The 23,344-nt window shown below is 69.2% G+C and carries 27 protein-coding genes and 1 other RNA gene; 7 read left to right on the top strand and 21 right to left on the bottom strand.

All coding sequences use genetic code 11. The features are described from left to right. Positions 1-81: 81 nt before the first annotated feature. Positions 82-669: a hypothetical protein gene (locus tag ACO2SS_RS18300; protein WP_423279197.1), complete on the top strand. Its 588-nt coding sequence runs from the start codon at positions 82-84 to the stop codon at positions 667-669. On the opposite strand, the gene truA is transcribed toward ACO2SS_RS18300, so the two are convergent. From truA to ACO2SS_RS18285, 3 genes are read right to left on the bottom strand one after another with little or no spacing between them, the layout of a single operon-like run. After that, on the bottom strand, positions 619-1,404 hold the full coding sequence (truA, locus tag ACO2SS_RS18295; RefSeq protein ID WP_423279196.1) for a tRNA pseudouridine(38-40) synthase TruA: 786 nt from the start codon (positions 1,402-1,404) through the stop codon (positions 619-621). The genes ACO2SS_RS18300 and truA overlap by 51 nt on opposite strands. A 3-nt stretch (positions 1,405-1,407) precedes the next feature. Then, positions 1,408-2,337, bottom strand: coding sequence for a methionyl-tRNA formyltransferase (gene fmt / locus ACO2SS_RS18290; protein ID WP_423279195.1), 930 nt, complete (start codon positions 2,335-2,337; stop codon positions 1,408-1,410). Beyond that, positions 2,334-2,855: a peptide deformylase gene (locus ACO2SS_RS18285; protein WP_423279194.1), complete on the bottom strand. Its 522-nt coding sequence runs from the start codon at positions 2,853-2,855 to the stop codon at positions 2,334-2,336. The genes fmt and ACO2SS_RS18285 overlap by 4 nt, the downstream gene beginning before the upstream one ends. Positions 2,856-2,940: 85 nt before the next feature. Between ACO2SS_RS18285 and ACO2SS_RS18280 the strand changes: the two genes are divergently transcribed. Further along, complete coding sequence (locus ACO2SS_RS18280) at positions 2,941-3,132, top strand: hypothetical protein (protein WP_423279193.1); 192 nt, start codon at positions 2,941-2,943, stop codon at positions 3,130-3,132. Positions 3,133-3,184: 52 nt separating this feature from the next. On the opposite strand, the gene ACO2SS_RS18275 is transcribed toward ACO2SS_RS18280, so the two are convergent. The 10 genes from ACO2SS_RS18275 to ACO2SS_RS18230 form a co-directional block, all read right to left on the bottom strand. Continuing rightward, positions 3,185-3,730 carry a hypothetical protein gene (locus tag ACO2SS_RS18275; RefSeq protein WP_423279192.1) on the bottom strand — a complete coding sequence of 182 codons (546 nt, stop codon included), beginning with the start codon at positions 3,728-3,730 and terminating at the stop codon, positions 3,185-3,187. A gap of 42 nt (positions 3,731-3,772) precedes the next feature. Continuing rightward, the gene (gene recR / locus ACO2SS_RS18270; RefSeq protein WP_423279191.1) at positions 3,773-4,378 is read right to left on the bottom strand and encodes a recombination mediator RecR; all 606 of its coding nucleotides are present in this window, start codon (positions 4,376-4,378) and stop codon (positions 3,773-3,775) included. A 6-nt stretch (positions 4,379-4,384) separates the two neighbouring features. After that, positions 4,385-4,705: a YbaB/EbfC family nucleoid-associated protein gene (locus ACO2SS_RS18265; RefSeq protein ID WP_423279190.1), complete on the bottom strand. Its 321-nt coding sequence runs from the start codon at positions 4,703-4,705 to the stop codon at positions 4,385-4,387. 12 nt (positions 4,706-4,717) lie between these two features. Further along, on the bottom strand, positions 4,718-6,520 hold the full coding sequence (locus tag ACO2SS_RS18260) for a DNA polymerase III subunit gamma/tau (protein ID WP_423279189.1): 1,803 nt from the start codon (positions 6,518-6,520) through the stop codon (positions 4,718-4,720). A 66-nt stretch (positions 6,521-6,586) separates the two neighbouring features. Then, positions 6,587-6,683, bottom strand: an RNA gene (ffs, locus tag ACO2SS_RS18255) — signal recognition particle sRNA small type. A 62-nt stretch (positions 6,684-6,745) separates the two neighbouring features. Then, positions 6,746-7,663 carry an adenylate/guanylate cyclase domain-containing protein gene (locus ACO2SS_RS18250; RefSeq protein ID WP_423279188.1) on the bottom strand — a complete coding sequence of 306 codons (918 nt, stop codon included), beginning with the start codon at positions 7,661-7,663 and terminating at the stop codon, positions 6,746-6,748. Between the two features lie 137 nt (positions 7,664-7,800). Next, the gene (locus ACO2SS_RS18245; protein WP_423279187.1) at positions 7,801-8,805 is read right to left on the bottom strand and encodes an adenosine kinase; all 1,005 of its coding nucleotides are present in this window, start codon (positions 8,803-8,805) and stop codon (positions 7,801-7,803) included. Between the two features lie 56 nt (positions 8,806-8,861). Next, on the bottom strand, positions 8,862-9,416 hold the full coding sequence (locus ACO2SS_RS18240) for a Smr/MutS family protein (protein ID WP_423279186.1): 555 nt from the start codon (positions 9,414-9,416) through the stop codon (positions 8,862-8,864). Beyond that, complete coding sequence (locus tag ACO2SS_RS18235; protein WP_423279185.1) at positions 9,413-10,579, bottom strand: murein transglycosylase A; 1,167 nt, start codon at positions 10,577-10,579, stop codon at positions 9,413-9,415. The genes ACO2SS_RS18240 and ACO2SS_RS18235 overlap by 4 nt, the downstream gene beginning before the upstream one ends. Before the next feature lie 4 nt (positions 10,580-10,583). Further along, positions 10,584-11,312, bottom strand: a complete 729-nt coding sequence (locus ACO2SS_RS18230) for a Tim44/TimA family putative adaptor protein (RefSeq protein WP_423279268.1) — start codon at positions 11,310-11,312, stop codon at positions 10,584-10,586. 244 nt (positions 11,313-11,556) lie between these two features. Here ACO2SS_RS18230 and secB point away from each other — a divergent pair, with 244 nt between their 5' ends. Next, the gene (secB, locus tag ACO2SS_RS18225) at positions 11,557-12,069 is read left to right on the top strand and encodes a protein-export chaperone SecB (RefSeq protein ID WP_423279184.1); all 513 of its coding nucleotides are present in this window, start codon (positions 11,557-11,559) and stop codon (positions 12,067-12,069) included. A gap of 145 nt (positions 12,070-12,214) precedes the next feature. On the opposite strand, the gene dnaQ is transcribed toward secB, so the two are convergent. From dnaQ to ACO2SS_RS18200, 5 genes are read right to left on the bottom strand one after another with little or no spacing between them, the layout of a single operon-like run. Further along, complete coding sequence (dnaQ, locus tag ACO2SS_RS18220; RefSeq protein WP_423279267.1) at positions 12,215-12,928, bottom strand: DNA polymerase III subunit epsilon; 714 nt, start codon at positions 12,926-12,928, stop codon at positions 12,215-12,217. A gap of 1 nt (position 12,929) precedes the next feature. Further along, a complete protein-coding gene (gene coaE / locus ACO2SS_RS18215; protein ID WP_423279183.1) occupies positions 12,930-13,574 on the bottom strand; it encodes a dephospho-CoA kinase in 645 nt (214 codons plus the stop codon). Further along, entirely contained in the window at positions 13,571-14,410 is an 840-nt protein-coding gene (locus tag ACO2SS_RS18210; RefSeq protein ID WP_423279182.1) for a shikimate dehydrogenase, read from the bottom strand. Before ACO2SS_RS18210 ends, coaE begins: the two co-directional genes overlap by 4 nt. Beyond that, positions 14,407-15,021: a Maf family protein gene (locus ACO2SS_RS18205; protein WP_423279181.1), complete on the bottom strand. Its 615-nt coding sequence runs from the start codon at positions 15,019-15,021 to the stop codon at positions 14,407-14,409. Before ACO2SS_RS18205 ends, ACO2SS_RS18210 begins: the two co-directional genes overlap by 4 nt. A gap of 5 nt (positions 15,022-15,026) precedes the next feature. Then, positions 15,027-15,857 carry a pyruvate, water dikinase regulatory protein gene (locus ACO2SS_RS18200; RefSeq protein WP_423279180.1) on the bottom strand — a complete coding sequence of 277 codons (831 nt, stop codon included), beginning with the start codon at positions 15,855-15,857 and terminating at the stop codon, positions 15,027-15,029. Between the two features lie 430 nt (positions 15,858-16,287). Between ACO2SS_RS18200 and hemE the strand changes: the two genes are divergently transcribed. The 3 genes from hemE to rho all read left to right on the top strand — a co-directional run bounded on the left by hemE (position 16,288) and on the right by rho (position 19,144). Next, on the top strand, positions 16,288-17,262 hold the full coding sequence (hemE, locus tag ACO2SS_RS18195) for a uroporphyrinogen decarboxylase (RefSeq protein ID WP_423279266.1): 975 nt from the start codon (positions 16,288-16,290) through the stop codon (positions 17,260-17,262). Continuing rightward, a complete protein-coding gene (gene hemJ, locus ACO2SS_RS18190) occupies positions 17,262-17,687 on the top strand; it encodes a protoporphyrinogen oxidase HemJ (RefSeq protein WP_423279179.1) in 426 nt (141 codons plus the stop codon). The genes hemE and hemJ overlap by 1 nt, the downstream gene beginning before the upstream one ends. A gap of 188 nt (positions 17,688-17,875) precedes the next feature. After that, positions 17,876-19,144: a transcription termination factor Rho gene (gene rho / locus ACO2SS_RS18185; RefSeq protein WP_423279178.1), complete on the top strand. Its 1,269-nt coding sequence runs from the start codon at positions 17,876-17,878 to the stop codon at positions 19,142-19,144. Positions 19,145-19,180: 36 nt separating this feature from the next. Here rho and ACO2SS_RS18180 read toward each other — a convergent pair whose 3' ends face one another. From ACO2SS_RS18180 to ACO2SS_RS18170, 3 genes are all read right to left on the bottom strand, one after another. After that, positions 19,181-19,519: a DUF6883 domain-containing protein gene (locus tag ACO2SS_RS18180; protein WP_423279177.1), complete on the bottom strand. Its 339-nt coding sequence runs from the start codon at positions 19,517-19,519 to the stop codon at positions 19,181-19,183. Further along, complete coding sequence (locus ACO2SS_RS18175) at positions 19,516-19,950, bottom strand: hypothetical protein (RefSeq protein ID WP_423279176.1); 435 nt, start codon at positions 19,948-19,950, stop codon at positions 19,516-19,518. Before ACO2SS_RS18175 ends, ACO2SS_RS18180 begins: the two co-directional genes overlap by 4 nt. 643 nt (positions 19,951-20,593) lie before the next feature. Beyond that, positions 20,594-21,874, bottom strand: a complete 1,281-nt coding sequence (locus ACO2SS_RS18170; protein ID WP_423279175.1) for a serine hydrolase domain-containing protein — start codon at positions 21,872-21,874, stop codon at positions 20,594-20,596. A 136-nt stretch (positions 21,875-22,010) separates the two neighbouring features. Between ACO2SS_RS18170 and mnmE the strand changes: the two genes are divergently transcribed. Then, positions 22,011-23,336, top strand: coding sequence for a tRNA uridine-5-carboxymethylaminomethyl(34) synthesis GTPase MnmE (gene mnmE, locus ACO2SS_RS18165; protein ID WP_423279174.1), 1,326 nt, complete (start codon positions 22,011-22,013; stop codon positions 23,334-23,336). The last annotated feature ends 8 nt before the right edge of the window (positions 23,337-23,344 follow it).

Raw genomic sequence — 23,344 nt, 5'->3', positions numbered from 1 at the left:
CGCGTAATGCGACCAAAGTCGTAGGTTCCCGGCCGGACGGAAACACCAGGCGGGTCCTCAGGCATTCGTTGCGAGGTCGCCATGGTCACGGTCGAAGAGGTTGGTCGCTCACTGCGCGGGACGGCGGCGCTCGTCTCGCGGCGGCCCGACGCGCTGGCCGAGTTCGATGTGAGCCGCCAGGGCTTCGCCCGATCCTTTGCGGCCTTCCTGTTCACGATCCCCGCCCTCGTCGTCACCGTCGCGCTGGCGCGCCGGGAACTCGGGCTGAGCGTGGAAGGCCTCGTGGTGTTCGATGACGCCCGCCTCCTGGTGGCGGCCGGGATCGCTCATGCCGCGAGCCTCCTGGCGCTTCCCGTGGCGATGGCCTTCATCATGCGCGGCGGCCCGCTCGCCATTCGGTACGCCCAGTTTGCGGTCGCCACGAACTGGATCGCCGTGTTCGGAAGCCTCCTGCTCGCCGTGCCGGGCGCCCTCTACCTGATGGGACTCGAGCCCCGGGGCGTCGTGGCCCTGTTCGTGCTGGCCTTCGGGTTGATCGTGCTCGAGGCGCAATGGTTCGCCGCGAAGGTGACGCTGGGGGCGGGCTCCGGGCTGGCCCTCGCCATCACGGCGCTTGGGCTATGCCTGCAGGTCGTCATCCACGGATTGTTCGGCGCCCTCGTCGGCTAGGTAGTCGACCCGGGTCAATGCCAGTCCCTGCGGCGGCGCGAGCGGCGCGCAGGCGGAACGCTGCCTCGCTTCCAGGGCCCGCCTGACATCCGCGATCGACCAGCGGCCGTTGCCGGCCTGCACGAGCGTGCCGACCAGCGAGCGCACCTGGCTGTGCAGGAAGGAGCGCGCCGAGGCCTCGACCGCGATGATTTCGCCATCCCGCGTCACGTCGAGGCGATCGAGGGTCCGGATCGGCGAATCCGCCTGGCATTCGGAAGCCCGGAAGGTCGTGAAATCGTGCCGCCCGACCAGGACCTGCGCGGCCTGATGCATGATCTCCGCGTCCAGCGCCCAGGGCACATGCCAGACCGCATTGCGCTCCAGGGCCGCGGGGGCGCGGCGGTTGAGGATGCGGTAGCGGTAATGCCGCTTCACGGCCGACATGCGGGCGTTGAAGCTCGCCGGCACCTCGGCCGCGGAGAGGATCGCGACCGGCAGCGGCTTCAGGTGCGCGTTCAGGGCGTCGCGCACCGTATCCGGGCGCCAGGAACGTGCCAGGTCGACATGCGCGACCTGCCCGGTCGCATGCACGCCGGCATCCGTGCGGCCGGCACACTGGATGCGCAGGTCCTCGCCCGTGAAGCGCTGGAACGCCTCCTCGATCGCCTGCTGAACGGAGGGCGCGTTGGCCTGCCGCTGCCAGCCGGCGAAGGGCGTGCCGTCATATTCGATGACGAGCTTGTAGCGGGGCATGGCTCAGCCGAGCCGCGTGCCCGGCTGCAGCCGCACGCCGCGCAGGAAATCTTCGGCCGCCATCGGGCCGCGTCCTGCGCGCTGGACCTGGATAAGCCGGATCGCGCCCTCCTGGCAGGCAACGAGCCCGTCGGCAGAGATCAGCATCCCGGGCTCGCCCGAGCCCTCCGCCAGCGCCGTTCTCAGCACCTTCACGCGCTCGGGGCCCTTGCCGAGATCCGCCTCGAAGAACGCGCCCGGGAAGGGGGAGAGGCCGCGGATATGGTCGTGCACGCGGCGCGCGGGCTGCGCCCAGTCGATCCGCGCCTCCTCGTTGGCGATCTTGGCCGCGTAGGTGACGCCCTCCTCGGGCTGCGGCGTGAAGGCGAGCCGCCCGGCCTCGAGCGCATCGAGGGCGTCCGCCATCAGGGCCGCGCCTCGGACGGCGAGTTCGTCATGGAGTTCGCCCGCCGTCAGGTCAGGGCCGATCGGCAGGCGCTCGACGGTGCCGACCGGGCCCGTATCGAGCCCCTCCTCCATCCGCATGACGGCAACGCCCGTCTCCGCATCTCCCGCCATGACGGCGCGCTGGATCGGGGCTGCACCGCGCCAGCGCGGCAGGAGCGAGGCATGAAGGTTCAGGCAGCCGAGACGCGGCGTGTCGAGGATCGGCTTCGGCAGGATCAGCCCGTAGGCGACCACCACCGCGACATCGGGCTGGTAGCCTGCGAGCGTCGGCGCCGCGCCCTCGTCCCGCAGTCGAGCCGGAATCTCGACCGGGACGCCGAGCCTCTCGGCGGCCGCATGGACGGGCGAGGGCCTGGTCTTGAGTCCGCGCCCGGACAGGGCGGGCGCGCGCGTATAGACGGCGACGACCTCATGCCTCGCCGCGATAGCCTCCAGGGTGGGCACGGCGAAATCCGGCGTGCCCATGAACACGACGCGCAGCGTCATGCGTCCTCGGATTCGCGCTTCGCCGCCTTCTCGAACTTCTTCAGCACCCGCGAGCGCTTCAGGCGCGACAGGTAGTCGACGAACAGGACGCCGTTGAGGTGATCCACCTCGTGCTGGATGCAGGTCGCCAGGATGCCGTCCGCCTCCGTCTCCACGATCTCGTTGTCGAGGTCGCGATAGCGCACGCGGATCCGGTCGGGCCGCTCGACCTCCTCGTAATATTCGGGGATCGACAGGCAGCCTTCCTCGTGGATTCGCTTCTCCTCCGACGTCCAGGTGATCTCGGGATCGACGAGCACCATCGGGCTCCGCTCCTCGGGATTCTTGCCGAGGTCGATCACGACGAGCCGCTTCGGCACGCCGATCTGGATCGCCGCGAGCCCGATCCCGGGCGCGTCGTACATGGTTTCCAGCATGTCAGCGGCAAGCGTCTTCACGTCCTCCGTGATCGGCCCGACGGGGTCGGACACGAGGCGCAGCTTGCGGTCGGGCAGAATGACGAGAGGGCGGATGGCCATGCTGGGCAGATAGGGCGTGGCTGGAGAGGGGTCAAACGGCGGAGTCGCCGTCGTCCCGCAGCCGCTCCCATTCCGGGTACAGCTCATGCCCACCGACGTCGATGGCGGCGTAAGTGTCGGAACCCTCTTTGCGGAGGAGTATCCGGTCTCCCCTGGGCAGGTCGATGAGGAAGAAGCCCGGGACGGCCCGGAATGGTCTCAGGCGGAGAGCAGGGTCGTTCGGCCGGGCCTGGAACAGATGGAGGCGACCGATCGCGCGTTTCCTGCGCGGCTCTGAAAGGCTTCGGAGGGCTTTGAGGAAGGCGGGCGGAATGCGTATCCGCACCATGCTAGTGGGTGGCCGATTCCAGATAGCCGCTGAGCGCGTCTGGGTCGTCGAAGACCAGTCCTCCTTGCGCCGCCGGATCATGCTCGGCCCGCAGAGCACGAAGGAACATCCCGAGTTCGGCCCGCTCAAGAGCTTCCCTGGCGAACACGCGGAGTGTTCCGACAGCTACCTCCCTGGTTGCGGCTTCGACCTCCGCCGAGATGTTCTCGGCATCCTCGACTTGACGGGCAAAGGCCTCTGCCAGGCGCCGATAGGCCTTTTCGTCCTCGGCAACCCGCCGATCCACGGCATCGCTGATCTGGGCGAGGGCGTCCAGGTCCCTCTGGTCGACATCGCCCTGGCTCAGCCGCTGCCGGAGATCCGCCCGCACCCGCTCGCCTCTTTCGATCCAGAGGTCGACCTCAGTGTTCGCCGCTGCGATCTGCTCGCGGGAGGAGGATAGAAGCTCGTCGATCTTGGCACGGACATCGACCATGCCCCGGGTCACGGCCGGCGGCCGAAAGGCCAGGGCGTGATCCATCGCGTCGATCAGCGTGGCATCCAGCATGCCCGGAATATAGCACGCTCCGGCTCGAAACGTAGTGCACCCTCAGAAGGCCGTGCGCTGCCTCAGCGCCGCGGAGAGCGTGCCTTCGTCGAGGTAATCCAGCTCGCCGCCGACCGGAACGCCATGCGCCAGCCGCGTCACGCGGACCGGCAGGTGGCCGACGAGGTCGGTGAGATAATGGGCGGTCGTCTGGCCGTCGACGGTCGCGTTCAGGGCCAGGATGATTTCCGAGACGCCCGGCTCGGCGGCCCGCTTCACCAGGGCATCGACGTTCAGGTGCTCGGGCCGGACCCCGTCCAGCGCCGACAGCACGCCGCCCAGCACATGGTACTTCGCCCGGATCGCGCCGGCGCGTTCGAGCGCCCACAGGTCCGAGACACCCTCCACCACGACGATGATCGAGGCATCCCGGCCCGGGTCGCGGCAGATCGTGCACGGATCGCCCGTGTCGACGCTGCCGCAGCTCGTGCAGGTGACGATGCGCTCATTCGCCACCCGCATCGCATCCGCGAGCGGCCCGAGGAGCTGCTCGCGCTTGGCGATGAGGTGGAGGGCGGCCCGACGGGCCGAGCGGGGGCCGAGCCCCGGCAGGCGGGCCAGGAGCTGGATCAGCCGCTCGATCTCGGGCCCGGCGACGGCCTGGGCCATGGATCCTCAGAACAGCTTCAGGCCGGGCGGGATCGGCAGGCCCTTGGTGAGATCGGCCATGCGCTCCTGCATGAGGCGCTCGCCGCGGCCGCGGGCATCGTTCAGGGCGGCGATGATGAGGTCCTCGAGCACCTCCTTCTCGTCCGGCACCATCAGGGACGGATCGATCGAAACGGTCTTCACGTTGCCCTTGGCGGTCGCGACGACCTTCACGACGCCGCCGCCCGAGGTGCCCTCCACCTCGAGCGTCTCGAGCTCGGCCTGCATGTCGGCCATCTTCTGCTGCAGGCCCTGCGCCTGCTTCATCAGGCCCATGATGTCTTTCATCGGGGAAACTCCTCAGAGATCGTCTGTATCGGGCTCGTCGGCCGGCGGCGCGGCTTCCTCGGCCGCCTCGATTTCAGGCGGAGGCGCGCGGTCGCGCACGTCCACGATCTGCGCGCCGGGGAAGGTGTTCAGCACCGCCTGGACCAGGGGATGAGAGGCCGCGTCGAGGCGCCGCTCGCGCTCGCGCTCCTGGCGCTGCTCGGCGATGGTCGGGCCGCCGGGCGCGGACGAGACGGTGATCACCCAGCGCTTGCCCGTCCAGGCCAGGAGCACGCGGCCGAGCTCGTGCGGCAGGGTCGGGGAGGCGTTCTCGACCAGCGAGACCTCGATCCGGCCTTCCTCGAACGCCACCAGGCGAACGTCGTGTTCCAGCGCCGCCTTCAGGCCGATCTCGCGCTTCTCCCCGGCCATCGCCACCACGTCCTCGAAGCGGCGCAGGGTGACGCCTTCCGGCTCCGGGCGGCCCATCGGGAGGGCGCGGGGCGCGACGGCAAGCGCAGCGCTTCCGCCCCCGCCTCCTCCGCCATTGCCGATCGGCTGTGGGGAAGGCGAGGATTGCGGGATCGAGAGCGGCTGGCCGGATTGCAGCTGCCGCAGCGCCTCGTCCGGGGTCGGCAGGTCGGCCGCATAGGCGAGGCGCACGAGCGCCATCTCGGCTGCCGCCAGCGGGCGCTGGGACGCGCCCACCTCCGGCGCGGCCTTCGACAGGATCTGCCAGGCGCGGGACAGCGTGCGGACGGAGAGCGCCTTCGCGAAGTCGGAGCCGCGGATGCGCTCCGCTTCCGTCAGGGCCGGATCCTTGGCGGCGTCCGGCGCGAGCTTCATCCGGGTAACGAGATGCGTGAAGGTGGCGAGGTCGGCGATGATCTGCGCCGGGTCCGCGCCCCCTTCCCAGCCCTGGCGCAGGATCGCGAAGGTCTGCGGGACATCGCCCCGCATCACGGCCTCGAAGAGGTCGATGACCTGCGTGCGGTCCGCGAGGCCCAGCATGTCGCGCACGGCCTCTGCCGTGATCACGCCGGCCCCGTGCGCCACCGCTTGATCGAGCAGCGACAGCGAATCGCGCACCGAGCCCTCGGCCGCGCGCGCGATCGTGGCGAGCGCGTCCGGCTCCGCCGAGACATCCTCGGCCCGGCAGATGCGCTCCAGATGCGCGACGAGCGTCGCGGAATCGACGCGCCGCAGGTCGAAGCGCTGGCAGCGCGACAGGATGGTGACGGGAACCTTGCGGATCTCGGTCGTGGCGAAGACGAACTTGGCGTGCGGCGGCGGCTCTTCCAGGGTCTTCAGGAAGGCGTTGAACGCCGCCGTCGACAGCATGTGCACTTCGTCGATGATGTAGACCTTGTAGCGCGCCTGCGCCGGGGCGTAGCGCACCGCATCCGTGATCTGGCGGATGTTCTCGACGCCCGTATGGGAGGCGGCGTCCATCTCGAGCACGTCGATATGCCGCGACTCCATGATGGCGCGGCAATGCGTGCCGAGTTCCGGCATCTCGATCGTCGGCGCGCTGACCTTGCCGGGGATCTCGTAGTTCAGGGCGCGGGCCAGGATTCGGGCCGTCGTCGTCTTCCCGACCCCGCGCACGCCGGTCAGCATCCAGGCCTGCGGAATGCGGTTCGTCGAGAAGGCGTTTGAAACGGTCCGGACCATCGCCTCCTGGCCGATCAGGTCGGCAAAGGTCTGCGGCCGGTATTTGCGGGCAAGGACGCGGTAGGGCGTCGGGGCGTCCGGCACCCCGGCCAGGCCGAGGAAGCTCGGCTCGTCCGCCGCCGGCCTGTCGATCGCGGTCTCGCTGCCCGGGTTGTCGGTCATGAAGCGTTTCTGCGCCGGGCCGGAGCCCGCTGCAACTCGCCGGGCCGTCAAAAGAGGGCGGCGCAGGGTGGGAGGCTGGACAGAGACCCGCTCGGTCTCGTTAGGGCTGCTTCCTTCCGGACCTGACCCGGTTGGCGAGTGAAACGTCCCCCGCCAACCTCCCGCGGCTCATATGCGGATTCGGGTGCCGGAACGCAAGTTCAGGCCGCCGCGACGAACCGGCGGTCAGCCCTCGGCTCCCGTCGCGCCGAGCGTCCTCAGCTTGATCTCGGCAAGGCTGCTGAATTCCCCCTCCGGGTACTTGTCGAGATAGGCCCGGAACATCTCCGACTCCTCGCTGTCCTTCACGGCATCCCAGAAGGCGAGTTCGACGCTGCGGTCCTGCGGGGTCGCGGCCGAAGGCAGGGTGCCGCCGTCCAGCCTGGCGCGTGCGAGTACGGAAAAAGCCCCATCCGGGTAGCGCTCCAGATAGGCCTCGTATTCCTCGCGCGACCCGCCCGTCTCGACCGATTTCCAGAAGGCCAGCTCGACCTCCTCCGGCGCGACGGACGGGGGCGGCGTGTCCTCCAGAGTGATGCCGGGCGAAGGCTCGGCAACGTTCTCGGCGGCTTCATCGAAGCAGAGCCGATAGACGTGAACCGGGCGGGCGATGTTCTTGACCGAATGATCGCCCAGGTCCTCGAAGCGGTAGGGCAGGCGGTCCCGGACGTGGTCGCGGACGCCCCTCGTCACACAGATCCCGCCCGGCGGGGCAAGCGTCTCGACCCGAGCGGCGACGTTGACGCCGTCCCCGAAGATGCCGCCATCCTTCACCATGACGTCGCCGACATTGATGCCCACGCGGAAATGCATCCGACGCTCCGCGGGAAGCAGGTCGTTGGCGGCACGGAGCGAGCGCTGGATCTCGACCGCGCAGATGACGGCCTCCACGACGCTCGCGAATTCGGCGAGCACGCTGTCGCCCGCCGTGCTCGTGATGTGGCCCCCGGCGACCGCGATGAGATCGTCGACGAAGCGGCGATGAGCCGTCAGGGTTTCGAGCGTCGCCTCCTCGTCGAGGTGCATCAGGCGGCTGTAGCCCTCCACGTCGGCGGCCAGGATGGCGACGAGCTTGCGTTCGAGTGGAGGCGCTTCGATGGACATGGGGAATCCGCCACGGGATTTCGTGCCCACAGAAATGCCGGAAGCCCGGCTTGGGTCCTTGGCGCCGGATGGGAATTCGGAGCGTCGGCTCGGAATCCTCCAGCGCGCGGCATTGCCGCCGCGTCGGCGGGCTGGGGCTACTGGCCGAGCAGACCTTCGCCGCCGGCGAGCTGCTTCAGATCCGCCTGCGGGCGTGCCCCGATATGGGAGATCACCTCGGCGGCCGCGATGCCGCCGAGCCGTGCGCAATCGCGCGACGACAGGCCTTGCGAGATCCCGGCCAGGAAGCCGGCGGCGAAGAGATCGCCTGCACCCGTGGTGTCGACCACCTTCTCCACCGGGCTCGCCGGCACCGCCTCGATCCCTTCACGGCTGACCACCAGCGCGCCGTCGGCGGAGCGGGTGACGACGCCGAGCACGCCTTCCCCGGTCAGGGCGGCGATCGCGTCCTGCTCGTCGGCGGTCTCGTAAAGGCTCTTCAGCTCGTGGATGTTGGCGAACAGGATGTCGACGCTGCCGTCCCGCACCAGCCCGCGGAACTCCTCGCGGTAGCGGTCGACGCAGAAGGAATCGGAGAGGGTCAGGGCCACCTTGTTGCCGGCCGCATGCGCGATCCCGACCGCCTTGCGGAAGGCCTCCTTGGCGTCCGCCGGATCCCAGAGATAGCCCTCGAGATAGACGATGCGGGCGGCGCGGAGCGCGGCCTCGTCGAGATCCGCCGGGCCGAGCGTCTGGCAGGCGCCCAGATAGGTGTTCATGGTCCGCTCGCCGTCCGGCGTGACCAGGATGAAGGAGCGGGCCGTCGCCGGGCCTTCCGTCGCGGCGGCGGTGTCGAAGCGGACCCCGACGGCGTTGAGGTCGTGGGTGAAGAGGCGGCCGAGTTCGTCGTCCCGCACCTTTCCGACGAAGCCGACCCTCGCGCCGAGCGAGGCGGCCCCGACGGCGGTGTTCGCGGCCGAGCCGCCCGACACGATCGTGGCCGGCCCCATGGCGGCATAGAGTGCCTCGGCCCGCGCCTCGTCGATCAGCTGCATGGACCCTTTGGCGAGGCCGTGGTCGACGAGGAAGCGCTCGTCCGTCTGCGCCAGCACGTCGACGATCGCGTTGCCGAGCGCCAGGATGTCGAGACCGTTCGCCGTCATGGGAGTTCCAGGCTTCAGGGGAGAGGGTGCGGCTTTCGCACCCGGTCCCGGAGCGGTCAAGCGCGGCCGCCGCCCGGACGCCGCAGTCGGACATAGAGCGCGCCCGAGCCGCCCTGGCGCGGCCCGGCCTCCGTCCAGCCGAGCACGATCGGGCGCAGGTCCGGAAGCCCGAGCCAGTGGGGCACCATGCGGCGGAGCACGCCCCGACCACCAGCGGACGCGAACCCGGCTTCGGGCACGCCCTTTCCGGTCACCACGAGGACGAGGCGGTGGCCGGAGCCATGGGCCCGGCGGAGAAACCCGATCAGCGCGAAATGAGCCTCGGCCTGAGTCATGCCGTGCAGGTCGATGGTGGAATCGGCCCGCGCCCGCCCGCGCGACAGCGCCCGGACGGTCTTGGGCTCGACCGGCGCCAGGGGCTTGAGGGCGGGCCGGGCGGGCGGCGGCGCGGCTAGGCGCGGGGACGCGACCGGGACAGGCTCCGGGGCAACGACGGCCGGAAGCTCCACGACCGGCCGGTCCCGCCCGGGCAGCGGCAGAATGGAACGCGCCACCTCCGCCCAGAGCTGCCGCTCCTCGGGACGCAGGCTGCGCCGGCCGCGCGATCTCATGGTGCCGGCTGGTTCGGCTTGGGCCAGAGCACGACGAAGCGGACGGGGTTGCGCACGAGGCCCGCGCGCCGGCCCGCCTCCTCGCCCGAGCCGAAGAACAGGTCGCCGCGCGCCGGGCCCCTGATGGCGCTGCCCCTATCCTGGGCTACGACCAGCCGCCGGAGTGGCGCCGCAGCGGCGCCTTCCGGTTCGGGCAGCTCGCCCTCGAGCCAGACCGGCACGCCATAGGGCCAGAGCTCGCGGTCCACCGCGAGCGTCCGGCCTGCCGCAACCGGCACCCCCGCCGCGCCGATCGGCCCCTGGCCCGGTTCCAGCTCGCCCGCGATGCGGAAGAACACGTAGGAACGGTTCTGGCGCATCAGGTCGCGCGCCTCGGCCGGATTGTCGCGAAGCCATCGCGTCAGCACATCGGCCGTCATCTCGGCCGGCGGGATACCGAGCTTCTGGACAAGAAGCCGGGCCACGGACGTGTACGGGTGGCCGTTCTTTCCCGCATAGGCCAGCCGGACGGCCCGCCCGTCGGGCAGCCGCAGCCGGGCCGAGCCCTGGACCTGGACAATGAAGAGGTCCACCCGGTCCCGGAAGAACGCGACGGGCCTCGCATCCTCGCCCAGCGCCCCGTCCTCGATCGCGGCCCGGTCGGGGTAGGGCACGAGCCCGTTCTCCGTGCGACGGGCCGCGGCAAGGCCGGCCGGCAACGGCGCACCCGCCTCTTCCTCCGAGGAGACGAGGTCGCCAGGGCGGGCCAGGGCCGGCACGGGATAGGCCTCCGTCCGCTCGAGCGAGGCTTCCAGCTCGGGCTCGTAATAGCCGGTGAGAAAGCCCCTGCCGCCTTCCGGCGCGACTTCGAAGGGATCGAATGCCTGCTCGAAGAAGAGCCGGGCCGCCTCCGCGTCGGCCGGGCCGAGCTTCGCCGCACGGCCGCAGGCCCGGAGCAGGCCGTCAGGTATCGGCGCCGCGGAGCGCGCGGCGCCCGGGCCGGAGAGCATTGCCGAACAGGTCTTGGAGAAGGCCGCGAAGGCGGCTGTGTGGTCGTCCTCCCGCCATCCCGGCAGGAGTTCGTATGGGACCGGCCTGAGCTCGGCCCCGGTGATCGTCGGCTGGGCCGAGGCGGGCGGCGCGACTGCCAGGAGCGTCAGGAGCGAGGCGACGATCCGCCTCACCGTTCTACTGCCCCGCTTCGGTCGCCACGAGGTGCCAGTTCGGATCGCGCGTCCCGAGCGTGCGCGCAAAGGTCCAGACGTCGGTCACGTCCACGACCGTCTCGGGATTGCCGTCGATCACCTTGCCGGAGGCGTCGCGCGTGGCCGTGATCAGCTTCGAAACGAAGCGCACCGTGACCTGGGCGACCCGATTGCGCACGTCGACAGCCGCCAGCTCGGCCTTGTCGATCGACACGAAGGTCGTTTCCGCCTTCTCGCCCCGCGACTCGCGGTCCGCGATCGCGCGCTCGAAACCCTCGAACACATCCTTCGACAGGAGGTTGCGGAGCGTCTCGCGATCGCCCTGTGCGAAGGCCATCACGATCATCTCGTAGGCGGACTTGGCCCCTTCCACGAAGCCGCGGGCATCGAATTCCGGCTCGATCTTCGCGATCTCGTCCAGGCCGCGGGCGACGGGGGTTCCGGCCTCCGCGACGCCGGCCCAGCGATCCGCCGGAGGCGTGACGGGCGCGGCCGGAGCCGGCCGGTCGTTCCCCGAGGTGGGGAGCCGGACGACATTGTCCGCCCCGGGTGCGGCCGGGCGCGAATTGTCGACCGTGTCCCGCCGCGTGAACGGATCCATCGGGGGGCGCTCGTGCCCGGTCTTCTGGCCAAGCACGGATCGCAGCCGCCAGATCACGAAGATCGCGAGGGCGAGAAAGACGATCGTTGTGACGTCGAACGAATCTTGCATCATCAAACGGGTCTTCGGCGTCGGGAGCGACCGCGTCGCGGCCTTATCGGCTGGACGTTGTGTGCCCTGCCCTGCGCCTATGTGGGGTGACCCGTCCGTAACATCCAGCGCCCCCCCAACACAAGCAAACCGGCCCCTCGCGCCCTTGTGACCGTGAATGAAGCGTGATAGCGCGGCCCGCCGCTCTCCGCCGGACCGTGAGCGTCGCCCGCGGACACGACCCAGGAACAGACAGGATCATCCCATGGCCGAGAACCCGGCTGGCAACGGCACCCAAAGCGCCGAGCAGATGCCGTCGCTGAACGCGCTGGCCCAGTACGCGAAGGACATCTCCTTCGAGAACCCGAACGCGCCCCGTTCCCTGACGCCTCAGGAAGGCGGCGGGCCGCAGATCTCGATCCAGGTCAACGTCAACGCCAAGCAGCTTGCTGACAGCGATTTCGAGGTCGACCTCTCGCTCGAGGGCAACGCGAAGGTCGGCAACGAGGTCATGTTCGCCTTCGACCTGACCTATTCGGGCGTTTTCCGCATCCGCAACATCCCGCAGGACCAGATCCATCCCGTCGTGATGATCGAGTGCCCGCGGCTGCTCTTCCCGTTCGCGCGGCAGATCGTGGCCGAGGCTGTGCGCAACGGCGGCTTCCCGCCGCTCTATATCGATCCGATCGATTTCGTGGGCCTGTACCGGCAGAAGATGGAGGCCGATGCCTCCCAGAACACCATGGCGGGCGCCCCCGCGAACCAGCCCGTGAACTGATCGTCCTGACGATTTGGACATCCACGGCCGCGCTCGAAAGGGCGCGGCCTTTTTCGTTTAATGGGCGGCTATCCTCTCGGCCGCCGGCCATACTCCTAAATTCCCACCCGGCTACAACGCACGCTGCCGGGCCCCGCTCCGAAGGTCAGGCGGCGTTCGCCTCGGGCGCGGCCTCGGTGATGTATTCCGCCCAGATCGGCGTGCCGCCCAGCGAGTTCACGAAGGCGAGGTGCGCCGCGAGCGCCGCCTCGTCGAGAGGCGGCCGCGCGGGACGCGGCCGCTCCGCCCGCGAGCCGAGCGCCCCACCACCCACGAGAACCCGCGGGGACAGGCTGATCGCGAGGCCGAGATCCGCCTGCTTCCCGCCGATCAGCTCGACATAGACTTCCGCCAGCAGTTCCGCGTCGAGCAGCGCGCCGTGCTTGGTCCGGCGCGAATTGTCGATGCCGTAGCGTTGGCAGAGCGCATCCAGGCTGTTCGAGGCGCCGGGATGCTTCCGGCGCGCCAGCGCGAGCGAATCGAGCACCCGGTCCATGACGATGGTCGGATGACCGGTCCGCCCGAACTCGACGTTGAGGAAGTTGATGTCGAAGGTGGCGTTGTGCGCGATCAGCTTGGCGTCGCCGAAGAAGTCGCAGAGCTCGTCCGCCAGCGCGGCGAAGACCGGATGACCCGCCAGGAACTCGTCGGAGAGGCCGTGGACCTTGAAGGCCTCCGGATGGCAGGGCCGCTGCGGGTTGATGTATCTGTGAAAGACCCTGCCGGTCGGGATGTGGTTCAGGAGCTCGACGCAGCCGATCTCGACCACGCGGTCGCCGCCGAGATGCTCGGTGCCGGTGGTCTCGGTATCGAAGACGATTTCACGCAGCGGGCCCAGCGCCTGTCTCCTCGTCGAGCCGCCGCCCGATCACCCGGCCGGGACGTCCGGCCAGCGCCCGCACGATACCAGACACCTCCGCCTTCGCCCGAGGGAAGCCATGGCCCGTATCCACAATGAAGTGGGCACGGCGCCGCTTCTCCGCGTCCGGCATCTGCTTGGCCCGGATGGCGGCGAATTTCTGTGCGGTCATGCCGGGCCGGGCCAGGACCCGCGTCTCCTGCACGTCGGGATCGGCCGTGACCACGAGAACGGCGTCGCAGCGACTCTCGCCGCCCGTTTCGAACAGGAGCGGGACATCGAGCACCACGAGCGGATACCTTTCCGCGACGGCCCGGCGCAGGAAGGCCATCTCCTCCTCGCGCACGAGCGGATGGACCACCGATTCGAGGCGCCGCATGGCGTGCGGCCGGCCGAGGACACGTTCGGAGAGCTTCGGGCGGTCGACGATCCCGTCCACGACCGTGCCCGGGAAGGCATCCTCGATCAGCGGCGCCGCCCGCCCGCGATAGAGCGCATGCACCGCCGCATCGGCATCGTGCACGGGGACGCCGAGGTCGCGAAACATGATCGCGGTGGCGGATTTCCCCATGCCGATCGAGCCAGTCAGGCCGAGAAGAAACGTCATGATGCCTTTCGAATATCGGCTTCCACCAAGGCCCGCAGCTCCGGCGTCACCTCCGGCCTGACGCCGAACCAGCGCTCGAAACCCGGAACCGCCTGGTGAAGCAGCATGCCGAGCCCATCCAGAGCCCGCAGACCCCTCGCCCTCGCGGAGGCCAGGAGCTCGGTCTCGAGCGGAACATAGACGATATCGGCCACGATGGCCCGCCCGGGCAGCGGCGCCAGGTCCACCGCCAGGGGGGGCTGACCCTTCATGCCGGCCTGCGTCGTGTTCACGAGGAGGTCGGCCGAGGCGAGGGCGTCCGGCAGCGCCCCCCAGGGGACCACGCCGATTCGGTCGGGCGAGAGGCCGGCGAGGTCGCGGGCCCGCGCCTCCGTCCGATTCGCGACCGTGATGCGCGGGAGGCCGAGATCCAGCATGGCGCCCACGATCGCGCGGGCGGCACCACCCGCCCCGAGCACGACCGCGTTGCGCATTCCGGCCTGCCAGTCCGGCCCCACGGCGGCCGCCACGCTGGCGAGGAACCCTTCGCCGTCGGTCGTATCCCCGAGGAGCCGCCCGTCCTCGAGCCAGAGGGTGTTCACCGAGCCGAGCCGCCTCGCCCGCTGCGTCGCCTCCGCGACGAGGCGAAGCGTCGCTTCCTTGTGCGGGATCGTGACATTCCCACCCCTGAAGCCGGAGGCGCCCATCCCGGCCAGGAACGCGGGCAGGTCGTCGGGCGGAACATCCACCCGCTCGTAGCTTCCTTCCAGCCCATAGCGCTCGAGCCAGTAGCCGTGGATGAGCGGGGAGCGGGAATGGGCGATCGGGTGCCCGATTACGAAGGCGCGGCTTTTCATAGGGCGAGGAGCTTCATGCCGCGGAAAGCCGCGAGCACGGGAAGGAGCGGAAGGCCGAGGATGGTCGAATGCTCGCCCTCGACGCTGTCGAACAGGTGGATGCCCAATCCCTCGATCTCGTAGCCCCCGGCCGAACGAAGCGCGGCCGCGCCGGCGAGGTCGACGTAGCGGGCGATCGCGGCATCATCGAGATCGCGGACGACGAGGCGGGCCGTCGCGGCGACGACCGTGCAGGGCTCCCCGTTGCGGGCGATGGCCGCTGCGCTGTGGAGGGTGTGGCTCCGGCCGGCGAGCCGCGCCATCTGCCGCCGCGCCTCTTCGGCCGAGGCGGGCTTTCCGAGGCATTCGCCGTCGAGATCGAGGACCTGGTCCGCACCGATCACGATCCGGTCCGGATGGCACGCCGCGACCGCTTCGGCCTTCGCCCGCGCAAGCCGGGCGGCGAGCTCGGCAGGGCGTACGCCTTCCCCCAGCGCCGTCTCGATGGCCCGCTCGTCCACGCCAGGCGCGACGGCCTCGACCGGGATGCCGGCATCTTCCAGCAGCTTGCTGCGGATCCGGCTCGTCGAGGCGAGGATCAGCGGGGCGGGCGCCTGCCAGAGCGGGGCCATGGCACTCACACGGCGATAAAGCGGAGCGAGTGATCGCGATAGAGGTCGAGGATCGCGGCCGCCGTCTCCTCGATAGACCGGCGGGTGACGTCGATGATCGGCCAGTTGTTCCGCGCGCAGAGCCGGCGCGAGAAGGCGATCTCCTCCGCCACGAGCTCGCGGTCGACATAGGAGGTGTCCTCGTCCGCCTTGAGGCTCAGCAGCCGGTTCTGCCGGATCTGCACGATGCGCTCGGGGGAGGCGACCAGCCCGACCACCAGGGTCCGCTGCACCTGCTCCAGGGCCGGCGGCACCGGCATGTTCGGCACGAGCGGGATGTTGGCCGTCTTCAGGCCGCGGTTGGCGAGGTAGATGGAGGTCGGCGTCTTGGAGGTGCGGCTCACGCCGACCAGGATGACGTCGGCCTCCTCGAGATCGCTCGGAAGCTGGCCGTCATCGTGCATCAGCGTGAAGTTCATCGCGTCGATGCGTTTGAAGTACTCCGCATTCAGCATGTGCTGCGCGCCGGGCCGGGCCGTCGATGCCGCCCCCAGATAGGATTCGAGCAGCGAGTGGACGGGCGCGAGCACCGACAGGTGCGGGCAGCCGGTGGCGCGGCAGGCCTCCTCGAGCCGGCCGGACAGGTCCCGGTCGACCAGCGTGTAGAGCACCAACCCCGGCGCGGTATCGATCTCCGAGATCACCCGGTCGAGCTGCTTGGAGGAACGCACGAGCGGGTAGACGTGCTCGATGGCCGAGACGCCCTCGTATTGCGCCGTGGCCGCGCGGGCGACCGCGATCAGCGTCTCGCCGGTCGAATCCGACACCAGGTGGAGGTGAAAGTAGCTGCGGCCCACGGGGGACAATCCGGGATCAGGGAGTCGATGGATGTGGATAAGGGACCCGGCCGGAGCGGTCCAGGGAAGCCGCCTGTGAGTCTCTCCCCGCCGGGGTTAACAGGCATTAACCCGGGAGGCCTCGCGGCCGGGATTCGGTGATGACGGGGACGCGCGGCCACCCGACGCGGGGCGGGTCGGCGGTTAACACCTTGGTAACCTTTAAGGTCTGTTAACCCGCCCGGGCCTGCAACCGGCGCCGATCCGTGCTACCCGGCCTTGTGGGCAGGCTGTGGATCGCCTTGTGCGAGCGAGTCCGGGCCATCAAGCAAGAGAAGCAAAGATTCAGATTCAAGATTCCTCTTTTGAGAGAGTGGTGGGCGGAGTGCCTTCGGATAGAGCGGTCTGCCGGGTGTTGGACGGCGAGGCGGTGTGGCCACCGCCGGTCTGGATGATGCGGCAAGCGGGACGGTACCTGGCGGAGTATCGCGAGGTGCGGGCGAAGGCCGGCTCCTTCCTGAACCTCTGCTACAATCCGGAGCTCGCCGCGGAGGTGACCCTGCAGCCGATCCGGCGGTTCGGGTTCGACGCGGCCATTATGTTCTCCGACATCCTGGTCATCCCGCACGCGCTCGGCGTGGACGTCACCTTCCAGGAGGGCGAGGGGCCGCGCCTGTCGCCGACCACCTCGATGGAGGAGTTGAACCGCCTCGCCCCGACGATCCCGCTCGAACGCCTCGCGCCCGTTTTCGAGACGCTGCAGCGCGTCAGGGAGGGGCTGCCGAGAGAGACGGCGCTTCTCGGGTTCTGTGGCGCTCCCTGGACGGTGGCGAGCTACATGATCGCCGGCAAGGGAACGCCCGATCAGGCGCCGGCCCGGACGCTCGCCTACCGCGATCCCGAACTGATGACGGCGCTGATCGATCGGCTCGTGGAGGCCTCGACCGCCTACCTGGTCCGGCAGATCGATTCCGGGGCGGATGCCGTGCAGATCTTCGAATCCTTCGGAGCCGCCCTGCCGCCGATCCTGTTCCGTCCGCTGTCGCTCGAGCCGATCTCCCGCATCGTCGCCGGCGTGAAGGCGGCACGGCCCGAGGCTCGCGTCATCGTCTTCATCCGCGGATCGGGAGGCCATATGACGCAGCTCGGCTGGAACTGCCCCGGGGACGCGCTCGGCCTCGATTGGACGGTGGACCTCGCCCACGTGCTGCCGACCTTCCCCGAGCACCTGCCGACCCAGGGCAATCTCGATCCGCTGGCGCTCCTGGCCGGCGGCGAGGCTCTCGATCGCGGCGTCGACACGATCCTGGATGCCGTCGAGGGTCGGCCTCACATCTTCAATCTCGGCCACGGCATCCTGCCGGAGACGCCGGTCGCGCATGTCGAGCGCATGCTCGCGCGGGTCAGGGCGGCGGCATCGCGCTGATGCTCTATCCGACCCTGAAGAGCCTTCACATCATCTCGCTCGTCGCCTGGATGGCCGGGATGTTCTACCTGCCGCGCCTCTTCGTCTATCACGTGGATGCGCCGGCCGGTTCGCCGCAATCGGAGACCTTCAAGGTCATGGAGCGGCGCCTCCTGAAGGCGATCATCAACCCGGCCATGGTGTCGACCTGGGTGTTCGGGCTCTGGCTCGCCTGGGAGATCGGGGCGTTCCGGGACGGCTGGATGCACGCCAAGCTCGTCTTCGTGCTCATCCTCTCCGGGCTGCACGGCGTGCTGGTGCGGCGGATGCGGGAATTCGCGGAGGACCGCAATACGCGTTCGGCGCGCTACTACCGGATCATCAACGAAGTGCCCACGCTGTGCCTGATCGCGATCGTGGTGCTCGTCGTCTTCAAGCCGTTCTGATTTTCCCACCCGCCTAGCTCTTGAGGGCAGGCGGGAAAGGCCCTATAGACAAGCTCTCCCAACCGACAGGTCGCTACGCGTGGTGGAGCCCTCGAGGCTCGTTTCCGCGAGCGCGCACAACCGGGCAGCCCTGTCGACCCCCCGCGTGACCTCGGCCCTCCTTCTTCTACCCGCGAGAGTGTTCCCCGATGAGGGAAGTGAAACTTGAGGACCTGAAAGCCAAGTCCCCGACCGAGCTCCTGGCTTTCGCCGAGGAATGCGAAGTCGAGAACGCATCGACCATGCGCAAGCAGGAGTTGATGTTCGCGATCCTGAAGCAGCTTGCGGCGCGCGAGACGGAGATCGTCGGGCAGGGCGTGGTCGAGGTGCTGCAGGACGGGTTCGGATTTCTGCGATCGCCGGATTCGAACTACCTTCCGGGCCCGGACGACATCTATGTGTCGCCCTCGCAGATCCGCCGCTTCGGCCTGCGGACGGGTGACACGGTCGACGGACCGATTCGGGGACCGAAGGAAGGCGAGCGCTACTTCGCGCTGCTCAAGGTCAACACGATCAATTTCGAGGACCCCGAGAAGCTCAAGCACAAGGTCCATTTCGACAATCTGACGCCGCTCTACCCGGACGAGCGGATTCGCCTCGAGGTGGTCGAGGAGACGGGCAAGCGCGATTTCTCCGCCCGCATCATCGACGTCGTCTCGCCTATCGGAAAGGGCCAGCGCGCCCTCATCGTCGCCCCGCCCCGCACGGGTAAGACGGTCCTTCTCCAGAACGTCGCCAAGTCCGTCACGGCGAACCATCCCGAGTGCTACCTGATCGTGCTGCTCATCGACGAGCGGCCGGAAGAGGTCACCGACATGCAGCGTTCGGTGAAGGGCGAGGTCATCTCCTCGACCTTCGACGAGCCTGCGGCCCGCCATGTCCAGGTCGCCGAGATGGTGATCGAGAAGGCCAAGCGCCTCGTCGAGCATGGCCGCGACGTCGTGATCCTGCTCGATTCGATCACCCGCCTCGGCCGCGCCTACAACACGGTCGTGCCGTCCTCCGGCAAGGTCCTGACCGGCGGCGTGGACGCCAACGCCCTGCAGCGCCCGAAGCGCTTCTTCGGCGCGGCCCGCAACATCGAGGAAGGCGGCTCGCTCACCATCATCGCGACCGCGCTCATCGATACCGGCTCGCGCATGGACGAGGTGATCTTCGAGGAGTTCAAGGGCACCGGCAATTCGGAGATCATCCTGGACCGCAAGGTCTCGGACAAGCGCATCTTCCCGGCGCTCGACATCACGCGCTCCGGCACCCGCAAGGAAGAGCTGCTGGTCCCGGCCGACGTCCTCAAGAAGATGTACGTGCTCCGCCGCATCCTGAACCCGATGGGGACGGTCGACGCGATGGAATTCCTGCTCGACAAGCTTCGTCAAACCAAGACGAACCAGGACTTCTTCGACTCCATGAACACCTGAGGGCGGTAATCCCCCTCGGGCGTGAGGCGGAGCGCCTCACTTCGCGTATGGATACGCGGTGGCCAGCCTGATGTCCCCATCTTGGTCCTGCACCCAAGCGGTCAGGATGGTGGGGTTGCGACCATCCGGAGAGGTTATCGGCCCAACGACCTCCACGTGGCGGCCCCAGGGGTCGTGCCAGATGTCGAGGATCGGTTGAGAGTCCCCATGCTCGAGTAGAGCCTCGATCAGTTCCTCCGGTCGATCCGGATGGAACCCAAAGGCCATGAAGAAGCGGGCTTTGCCCCGGCCGTCCGGGCTCGTGAGATCGAGGAGGTAACGGGTCACCTTCTCGCGCCTGACGATCCGGCCGGCGAGAGGATGATACGGCGTCAATCTCCCGGCCGAATGGCACGCACGCGGTGTGCGTCCAGCGTAAGCAGGGCCGGGAAGGGTTCGACGAACTCCACCATGTAGGCGTCGCCCTTGGCCAACACCTCGACGATCGTTCCGGCGGAGCGGGCAGGTACCAGCCGCCCGTCCCGTGTCTGCTCAGCGGAAAGCAGCTCGACGCGGCTCAGCTCCGGAAGAACGTTGGCGCCCGCTGGAGGTGAGCCGGAGCGCCGAAACTCTGCGAGATGAGCGCCTTTGCTCGTCATGCCCCGAAGATGAGGTGGGCCGCTTGAAAGGGCAAGCGGCGGCGAGCGTTCCTGTAGACCACACCGCCATGAACCACCTGACGGGACGCATTCCGGCGTGTGGCGAAGCACGCCGGTGCGCAGGTCCGGGGGCGTATCTTCTTCCGCCAGATCGGGGGAGAAGGTCATGGCAAGGTTCGATCTGGCGAGCTTCCAGCAGGCGCGGCTTCTCCGGAGCGACGAGGAAGGCGTCTGCGTCGCCCTGTGCGACTTCTGGCTCAGGACCTTTCCCGACCAGCCTTCCGTACTCCCCCGCCACCGGATGGTGTATCTGGCGGGCCTGATCGACCAGGCGAGGTCGCACAGGCCGCCTACGGCGGATTGCGCGCGGCACTCGGCCCCGAGGATGCCCGCCAAGAGGTGGGCCGGGGACTCGCATCATACGTCTCCTGTGTCGTCGGGAAGGTAGCAACTCGGGCGGCCTCCGTCTGCGGGTTACGTTGACTCCGCCGCCCGTCGGCAGATGATCGGGGTCAGCCGATGACCTCGGCTCACGTCGGCGACGAGCCGGCGAACCCGCTCGAAGGGAGGTCCGCATGGAGCCACCCGGTCAGGACGCTGCGTTTTGACGGCTGCCGAGCGCGGACGGGCGGCAGCCTAGCAGCAACAAACCCGCGTACGACGCGCCGGGAGCGGCCTCTCGAGCCGCACAGTGAGGCATGGCTCATCCTCGCCCCTCCCGGTGCTGTCTTCCTGCCGTCAGCCTCGACAGCCTCACGGCGGTGCTCGCGCACCGCCCGGCTCTCGTGCTTCGGGCCTGTGCCATCACACGCTATCGCTCGCCGTTGTCCGACACGAGCGCGCCGTACACCATGCTGCGAAGCACGGCCCGATAATGGAGGCGCTGCTTCGGCGATTGCATCCCGAGCACCACGAACATGCCGTTCTTCGGATCGGCCCAGTAATAGGTGCCCCCTGCGCCGCCCCAATTGTACTCGCCCTTTGTGCCGAACTGGGGAGAGATCCCGTCTGCCTTGCGCACGGCGAAACCGAGCCCGAACCCATATCCGTCGCCGGGCAGATAGGCGGCTCCCGTCGGGATCGCGCCGAGATGATCGGAGGTCATGTAGTTCACGGTCGCCGGGCTGAGCAGCCGCTTTCCGTCCAGCACGCCGCCGTTGAGGAGCATCTGGGCGAAGCGGGCGTAATCGCCGACCGTCGCGACCAGGCCGCCTCCGCCGCTCTCGTAGCGGCGCTGCACCCGCGGATCGAACATGTCGACACCCGCCCCGATATTGCGGTCCGTCTTGAAGGGCTCGGCCACGCGCGCGTGCTTGGCTGTGTCCGTCACGTAGAAGGACGTGTCCTTCATGCCGAGCGGCTCCAGGATGCGGGCCTTCTGGAATTCTCCCAGCGTCTGGCCCGAAACCACCTCCACCACGCGGCCGAGCACGTCGGTCGCGTGGCTGTATTCCCATGACGAGCCCGGGGGGAACATCAGCGGCATCTTCGCCAGCCGGGCGGAGAGCTCGGCATTGTCGAAGTCGCCCTCGAGCACGCCCCGCTCGCGATAGGCCTGCTTCACGAGGCTGTCCCCGAACAAGCCATAGGTCAGCCCGGACGTGTGCCGGAGCAGGTCCTGGATCGTCATGGCCCGCCGGGGCGCGACCTCTTCGAGGATGGGCTTGCCGTCCGGTCCAGGCTTCTCGACCCCCACCTTCACGTCCTTGAACTCGGGCAGGTGCTTCGAGACCGAGTCGCTCAGCGAGAGCCTTCCCTCCTCGACCAGCATCATGGCGGCCACCGACGTGATCGGCTTCGTCATCGAGTAGATGCGGAAGATCGCGTCCTTGGTCATCGGCGCGCGCGTCTCGGGGTCGAGCGACCCGAAGGTTTCCAGATAGGCCACCTTGCCGTGCCGGCCGATCAGCAGCGTCGCACCGGGGATCTGCCCCTTCTCGACGTCGCGCCTGAGTGCATCCGATATCCGCTGCAATCGTTCCGACGATAACCCGACCTCCTCGGGCTTTGCGGTCGGCAGGCCTTGCGCCAGTGCCGGCAAGGCGGCGAACAGGGTAGCCGCCAGGGTCATCGGCAGCAGACGCTTCATCATGTAAGGCCTCCCTAAGCCGGCCCGGGCGTTGGAGCTTCGCCCTGAGCTCTCCCCGGAGTACAGCCCGGCAGCGACATCCTGTCCACCGCAGTCGCGAGCCCTTGCGGCGACCGCACCGGGAGAATTCGGGCACGCCATGGTCAATTCGGGCGATACCATCTTCGCCCTCGCCTCCGGCTTCGGCCGGGCCGGCATCGCCGTGATTCGGCTGTCCGGCCCGGGCAGCCGCGGCGCGGTCGAGACGCTGTTGGCCGGCGGGCTGCCGGCGCCGCGCCGCGCCTCGCTGCGCCGCCTCCGCGATCCGGGGACGGGCGAGCCTCTCGACCAGGCTCTGGTGCTCTGGCTCCCGGGTCCCGCAAGCTTCACGGGCGAGGACCAGGCGGAGCTTCATATCCACGGCGGTGTCGCGGTCCGTGCCGCCGTGCTGCGAGCCCTGGCCGGACTCCCCGGCCTGAGGGCCGCCGAGCCAGGAGAGTTCACCCGGCGCGCCTTCCTGTCCGGCCGCATGGACCTTTCGGCCGTCGAAGGCCTCGCCGACCTGATCGATGCCGAGACCGAGGCGCAGCGGCGCCAGGCTTTCCGCCAGCTGGAGGGCGCCCTCGCAGGCAGGGTCGCCGATTGGCGCGAGCGCCTGGTCGATGCACTCGCCCTGGCAGAGGCGGGCCTCGATTTCAGCGACGAGGCGGATGTGGCGGAGGCGGCGAGTGCCGAGGCGGCTGCGATCTTTCATGCCGTCGGGGATGAGGTCGGCATGGAACTGGCCCGCGCGGGCACGGGCGAGCGCCTGCGGGAAGGCTTCGTGGTCGTGATCGCGGGGCCGCCCAATGCCGGCAAGTCGACCCTCCTGAACGCCCTCGCCCGGCGCGAGGTCGCGATCGTCTCGCCGCATGCGGGCACGACCCGCGACGTGATCGAGGTGAGGTGCGATCTCGGCGGGCTTCCCGTCACCTTCGTCGATACGGCCGGGCTGCGCGAGGCGGCCGACCCGGTCGAGCAGGAGGGCATCGCCCGGACGCGGAAACGTGCGCGCGATGCGGATCTCGTGCTATGGCTGCTTGCCCCCGGCGGGTCGGCCGAGCCCGACGGAGAACTTGGCGCGGCGCCTGTCGTCAGGGTCGCGACGAAGCGCGATCTCGCGCCGGCACCCCCGGGTGCCGATCTCGCCGTCTCGGCATTGACCGGCGCGGGGCTCGACGCGCTGATCGCGCTGGTCCGGGAACGGGCCGAGTTGGGCCTAACCGGGGCGGGCGACGCCGTCATCACGCGGGAGCGCCATCGGCGCGCCCTGGAGGATGTGGCCGCGGCTCTTGCCCGCGCCGCGGAGGCCCAGCGTATCGGGCACGAGGAGCTGGCCGCGGAAGATCTGCGGCTCGCCGTGCGGGCTCTGGGCCGGATCACCGGCCGCGTGGACGTGGAAGAGGTCCTGGACCGGATCTTCGGCCAGTTCTGCATCGGGAAGTAGGTAGCGTT

Origin of the sequence: Enterovirga sp. CN4-39, assembly GCF_049446235.1 — a bacterium.
Lineage (GTDB): Bacteria > Pseudomonadota > Alphaproteobacteria > Rhizobiales > Beijerinckiaceae > Enterovirga.
Note: the sequence above shows the minus strand (reverse complement) of the source record. Positions and strands in the feature narration are given on the sequence as shown.